This window comes from Microbacterium sp. BF1 (genome assembly GCF_019279095.1).
Classification (GTDB): domain Bacteria; phylum Actinomycetota; class Actinomycetes; order Actinomycetales; family Microbacteriaceae; genus Microbacterium; species Microbacterium maritypicum.
In genome coordinates this window covers 1-5,262 of sequence record NZ_JAGYWT010000159.1, presented here as the reverse complement: position 1 = coordinate 5,262, position 5,262 = coordinate 1, and the positions used below count along the sequence as shown (strand labels likewise).

Genomic DNA, 5,262 nt, shown 5'->3' with positions numbered 1-5,262 from the left:
GAGCGCGAGCTGCAGAGTGTCGGTGACGGGTCCGACTTGACGCCGGCGGTTGCTGAGCTGACGACGCTCACCGACGCCGGCAACCATATCCGGGACGCCATAGCCGACCGCGACTTCTTCAGCGATGATGGCGGTGTTCAACCGCCCGACCTCTGTGGTCGGCTCGAGGTCGGTCAGCCGCTGCCGGAAGTCGCCGGCGGCGATCGACATGGCCGTCGCCTCGACCTGGCCGAGCCTGCGGAACGTCAGGGTCACGAGTCCACGCGTGAGGAGTGCGGCGATCAGGATGGTGATCAGGGCGATCGTGATGTAGATGCCGAAGTACTGGCTGATGATGCGATCGGCAGGCGAGAGCGGCAGGGCCACCAGCTGAATGCGCAGCACTCCGCCCTCGGAGGGGACCACGGCGACGGCGGCATGGAAGCGCTGGCCGTCGGCTCCCTCCATCTCGAGCGGGATCTGGTCGGTGTTCGCCGTCGCTTTCGTGAGGGAGTACTGGGCGGGGAACAGAGGCGCCTGGCCCGCGGTGCCGCGTGCCGTCGCGCGGAGCTCGCCCGTCGCGTCGTAGATCGCGAAGGAGAAGTCCCGAGGCTGCTCGTCGCGGGGGGTGTAGGTGCTGACGCCATCGACCGTCACGGTGTCGAAGTAGCGATCGACCAGGTCACTGGAGACCAGGGCGGGAAGCTGGGCGTCGATGTTCGCGACCAGGGCGTTGCGCAGGATCGGCACCGTGCCGATACCCGCGACGAGCAAGCCGAGGGCGAGCACCGCGACCGTGACGCCGGTGACCTTCGCCCGAAGGCTGATGCGTCGCCACCAGCTGGTGACCGCATCGGGCTTGTGCGCCATGCGGTCCTCCCTCATGCGGCGACTCCGCCGCGGGGCGGCGTCGATGGTGGTGCGGTGGTCGTCAGACCGTCTTGCCGACCTTGAGCATGTAGCCGAAGCCGCGCTTGGTCTGGATCAACGACTCTTCGGTGTGCGGATCGATCTTGCGGCGGAGGTAGGAGATGTAGCTCTCCACGATGCCGGCGTCGCCGTTGAAGTCGTACTCCCAGACGTGGTCGAGGATCTGGGCCTTCGACAGCACGCGGTTCGGGTTGAGCATCAGGTAGCGGAGCAGCTTGAACTCCGTCGGGCTCAACTCGATCGGCTCCTTGCCGACGTGGACGTCGTGCGTGTCCTGATCCATGGAGAGCTCACCGGCGCGGATGATCGACTCCTCGTCGGCCTGCATCGTGCGGCGGAGGATCGCCTGGGCCCTGGCGACGATCTCGTCGAGGCTGAACGGCTTGGTGACGTAGTCGTCGCCACCCGCGTTGAGGCCTTCGATCTTGTCGTCGGTGCCGTCCTTCGCCGTCAGGAACAGGATCGGGGCGGTGAAACCCGCGCCGCGGAGGCGCTTGGTCACGCTGAACCCGTTCATGTCGGGCAGCATGACATCCAGGATGATGAGGTCTGGCTCCTCTTCGAGGACGGCCGAGATCGTGGCGGCGCCGTTGGCGACCGTCTTCACCTGGAATCCGGCGAAGCTGAGACCCGTGGAGAGCAGGTCGCGGATGTTGGGTTCGTCATCGACGACCAGGATGCGCGGAGCAGTCATGTCCCCATTATGGTGACTCCGACCATGTGGATGCTGACTATTGTGCGGAACGGCGTGGAGTCGCCGCCTTCGAGCGAGCCGGGCGCGCGGTAAGTGGACGGCGGGAGCCGAGATCGTCCCACGGTCGGATGCGGCGCACAGCTGCACACGGGAGGATCGAGGTATGAGCTTGAACGAGGACGCCACCCCCGCCCCCGGAAACACCGTCGCACAGGCCGGACTGCCCGGTGTCGAGCAGCTCGCCTACCACCGGCTGGCACGCCTGCGGCCGCGGTATCGCTGGTGGCGCATGCTGCTGACCGGGCTCGTCGGCATCGCCCTCTACATCGCGATCCTGCTGATCGTGATCGTGCCACTGGCCATCGTGTCGATGTTCGTCCCGGAGTGGGGTGTCGACGCGCAGGTGCTCCTCACGACGTCGCAGTATTTCGACCTCGACCGCCCGTGGCTGCTCGTGGCGCTGGTGCTGCCGCTGATCCTGATGATCCCCGCCCTGCTGCTGGCCTCGCGGATCGTCGAGGGACGCGGGGTCGGTCTGCTGTCGTCTGTCACCGGGCGTCTGCGGATGGGATGGCTCGGCAGGAGTCTGCTGTTGGCGCTCGCGGTGTTTGTCGTCTACTTCGCCGTGGTGCTGGGGTGGTCGGCGCTCACCGGCGACGCGGTGACCGCCGACTTCTCGCACCCGGGACTGTGGATCATGGTGCTGCTCGTGCTGCTGCTGATCCCCTTCCAGGCCGCGGCCGAGGAGTACGTGTTCCGCGGGTATCTGATGCAGCTGGTCGGGGGATGGCTGCGTCATCCCGCCTTCGCCATCCTCCTGCCCGTGCCGCTGTTCGTGCTCGGCCACGGCTACGACATCTGGGGCGCGGCCAGCGTGGGCATGTTCGCGATCGTCGCCGCCTGGCTGACCTGGCGCACGGGTGGACTCGAGGCGGCGATCTCGCTGCACATCGTCAACAACGTGCTCATCTTCCTGCTCGGATCCGTCACCTTGGTCGACGCCAACGCGACCTCGGGCACGGCTGTCGACCTTCTCGCGTCAGCGCTGGCCATGGTCGTCTACGCCCTGCTCGCCGACCGTTGGGCGGCGAGGCTCGGGATCGCACGCACGGCGCGGGCCGCATCGCCCACCGTGGGGGCGACCGGTACCCATCACCTCGGTCTCGCCCTGCAGGGACGTTCCGCCCGAGCGTGATCTTCCGCGGTCAGGCGGCGATCGCGTCCGAGTCCATGATCGTGTAGCTGTATCCCTGCTCGGCCAGGAAACGCTGGCGGTTCTGGGCGTAGTCCTGATCGATCGTGTCGCGGGCGACGAGGGTGTAGAAGCTCGCGGTGTGTCCTGACTGCTTCGGGCGCAGTAGGCGACCCAGTCGCTGGGCCTCCTCCTGACGCGATCCGAAGGAGCCGGACACCTGGATCGCGACCGAGGCCTCAGGGAGGTCGATCGAGAAGTTCGCCACCTTGGAGACCACGAGGAGCGAGATGTCGCCTTCGCGGAAGGCGCGGTAGAGCTCTTCGCGCTCGTCGATGGGGGTCGCGCCGGTGATCTGCGGCGCGTTCAGAGCCTCGGACAGCGACTCGAGCTGATCGAGATACTGTCCGATCACGAGGATGCGCTCGCCCTCGTGCTTGGCGATGAGTTCACGCACCGCCTGGACCTTCGCCGGGGCGGAGGCCGCCAGGCGATAGCGTTCGTCGTCGGTCGCCGCGGCGTATTCGAGCCGGTCGCTCGGCGGCAGATCGACGCGCACCTCGTAGCACGCGGCGGGGGAGATGAAGCCCTGCGCCTCGATCTGCTTCCAGGGAGCGTCGAAGCGCTTGGGGCCGATCAGGCTGAAGACGTCGCCCTCGCGTCCGTCCTCGCGCACGAGGGTGGCGGTGAGGCCGATCCGTCGACGCGCCTGCAGGTCGGCGGTGAGCTTGAACACCGGAGCCGGCAGCAGGTGCACCTCGTCGTACACGATGAGGCCCCAGTCGAGGGCATCGAGCAGCGCCAGGTGCGCGTACTCGCCCTTACGCTTAGCGGTCAGGATCTGGTAGGTCGCGATCGTGACGGGCTTGACCTCTTTGGCCTGACCCGAATACTCGCCGATCTCCTCGGGAGTGAGGCTGGTGCGCTTGAGCAGCTCGTCGCGCCACTGGCGGGCCGAGACGGTGTTGGTGACGAGGATCAACGTGGTGGTCTTGGTCGCGGCCATCGCGCCGGCGCCCACGATCGTCTTGCCGGCGCCACAGGGGAGCACGACGACGCCCGAGCCGTCCTTCGAGAAGGCATCGACGGCATCCTGCTGGTAGGGGCGGATGTGCCAGCCGTCCTCGGCGAGGTCGATCTCGTGCGGTGTCCCCGGGGTGTACCCGGCGAGGTCTTCGGCGGGCCAGCCGATCTTCAGCAGCTCCTGCTTGATCTGCCCGCGAGCCCAGGCATCGACGACGAACGTCTCAGGCGTCGGGTGGCCGATGAGCAGCGGCTGGATGCGCTTGTTGTTCGCGACCTGCGCCAGCACGGCGGGATCGGAGGAGCGCAGGATCAGGGTTCCCTCGTCGTCGCGTTCGATGACCAGCCGCCCGTAGCGGTTCACCGTCTCGCGTAGGTCGACGGACACGGAAGGAGGCACGGGGAAGCGCGACCAGCGATCGAGCGTCTCGAGCATGTCTTCGGCGGTGTGCCCTGCGGCTCTGGCGTTCCACAGCCCCAGACGCGTGATTCGGTAGGTGTGGATGTGCTCGGGGGCGCGTTCCAGCTCGGCGAAGATCGCCAGCTCGTGGCGGGCGCTCTCGGCGTCGGCGTGGGCGACTTCGAGCAGCACGGTGCGATCGCTCTGGACGATCAGTGGGCCATCAGACATAGCTCACCAGTTTAGCGGTCGAGACAGGTGCAGGGCCCTACGGCGCGACGATCGTCGCTGTGAGGATGCTCGACACCGGGAGGGTCCGCTCCACGTCGGCCGCCCGGTCTCGTCCGCGGAGTCTGCCGCCGCCGATCCCTGTCGCTTCCAGGAGGAGTTCCCTGGTCGATCCGTCCGGCATCCCGACCGTGACCTGGAGGACGGACTTCGCGCGCACGGCAGCCTCGAGCTCACGGTCGAGCCACGCCGCATCGGCATCCGGTCCCTGATGCGAGCGCAACCGGGTGATGAGCGGCATCAGGTCGATCGAGTCCCCGGTCGATGCCGACGACGGGGGCGCCGGATGCCGCTCGCGGACGAGCAGGGCGCCGTCGGGGCCGACGAGCGTCGCCGGATATCGCGCATCGGTGAGCGCCCAGTACACCGTGTCCCGGCCGACGCGGGTGGACAGGGCGTCGAGGTGCGCGGTGAGGGCGAGCGGGCGGAGGGACTGATCCACCGCCATCGCCTGGATGAGGTGTGAGTCGGAGCTCTCGATCCGCGTGCGGCCGGTCTCGTCATCGGTCGAGACGCGGACCAGTCCGTGTCGCTGGGCGGTCTGGGCGATCAGGTAGCTGAGGGGCTGAGGGAGACCCGTGAGGGAGACGGAGGAGAGGAAATCGAGGATCGACTGCTCGGTCTCGCCATTTCGTCGGGCCCCGAGCAGCCAACGACGCCTATAGAGAGGATCACCGCAAGTGCGGCCGCCCCGTAAGAGCGGCCGCACTTGCCCAAGCTGATCACAGGCATAGAGCCCCACCAGCGCTTGCCCGC

Annotated in this window: 4 protein-coding genes and 1 pseudogene; 1 reads left to right on the top strand and 4 read right to left on the bottom strand. The window is 67.7% G+C overall.

Annotated features, from left to right (window positions below; genetic code table 11):
* A pseudogene (locus tag KZA10_RS07555) lies at window positions 1-849 on the bottom strand (HAMP domain-containing protein); the annotation flags it as partial.
* 61 nt (window positions 850-910) lie between these two features.
* Window positions 911-1,603 (bottom strand): response regulator transcription factor, encoded by a 693-nt coding sequence (locus KZA10_RS07550; protein ID WP_017828926.1) that lies wholly within the window; start codon window positions 1,601-1,603, stop codon window positions 911-913.
* A gap of 163 nt (window positions 1,604-1,766) precedes the next feature.
* Between KZA10_RS07550 and KZA10_RS07545 the strand changes: the two genes are divergently transcribed.
* Window positions 1,767-2,798 carry a CPBP family intramembrane glutamic endopeptidase gene (locus KZA10_RS07545; RefSeq protein WP_141385866.1) on the top strand — a complete coding sequence of 344 codons (1,032 nt, stop codon included), beginning with the start codon at window positions 1,767-1,769 and terminating at the stop codon, window positions 2,796-2,798.
* A 10-nt stretch (window positions 2,799-2,808) separates the two neighbouring features.
* On the opposite strand, the gene KZA10_RS07540 is transcribed toward KZA10_RS07545, so the two are convergent.
* Window positions 2,809-4,449, bottom strand: a complete 1,641-nt coding sequence (locus KZA10_RS07540; protein ID WP_017828924.1) for a DNA repair helicase XPB — start codon at window positions 4,447-4,449, stop codon at window positions 2,809-2,811.
* A gap of 37 nt (window positions 4,450-4,486) precedes the next feature.
* Window positions 4,487-5,262: helicase-associated domain-containing protein (locus tag KZA10_RS07535; protein ID WP_218682552.1), on the bottom strand; the 776-nt coding region annotated here is incomplete at its 5' end.

Excerpts from the sequence above, each read along its gene's own strand:
- KZA10_RS07550 (WP_017828926.1), bottom strand. The coding sequence starts at position 1,603 with ATGACTGCTCCGCGCATCCTGGTCGTCGATGACGAACCCAACATCCGC.
- KZA10_RS07545 (WP_141385866.1), top strand. The coding sequence starts at position 1,767 with ATGAGCTTGAACGAGGACGCCACCCCCGCCCCCGGAAACACCGTCGCA.
- KZA10_RS07540 (WP_017828924.1), bottom strand. The coding sequence starts at position 4,449 with ATGTCTGATGGCCCACTGATCGTCCAGAGCGATCGCACCGTGCTGCTC.